This is a genomic window from Aliamphritea spongicola (assembly GCF_017051665.1).
In the GTDB taxonomy this organism is placed as follows: Bacteria; Pseudomonadota; Gammaproteobacteria; order Pseudomonadales; family Balneatricaceae; genus Amphritea; species Amphritea spongicola.
Map to the genome: position 1 here is coordinate 1 of NZ_JAFIDL010000072.1, position 304 is coordinate 304.

Genomic DNA, 304 nt, shown 5'->3' on the forward strand with positions numbered 1-304 from the left:
CCGGTTCCCGTAAATCCTCCGGTTGCAAAATGGAATTTCGCCGCAGCGGCCTGAATGGCTGTACCGCCTGACGCGGATGCGCCGCCACCAACAGCCCCGCCAATGGCGCTGCCGATACTCCCGACAATCCCCACCATTGCCTGCGTAAGCAGAATTTCTGTCATCATGGACAGCACGGAACGGGTGAAGCTGCGCCAGTTCTGCTCACTGCCGGTCAGCATCGCCGCCATATTCTGTGCAATACCATCAAAGGTCTGCGTGGCTGCACTTTTTACCTGCGACATACTGTCCGTGGCGCTCTCTT

General features: G+C 58.2%; 1 protein-coding gene. It reads right to left on the reverse strand.

The annotated features are described in order from the left end of the window. Positions 1–284: phage tail tape measure protein (locus JYB63_RS22795; RefSeq protein ID WP_431193911.1), on the reverse strand; the 284-nt coding region annotated here is incomplete at its 3' end. Positions 285–304: the final 20 nt, after the last annotated feature.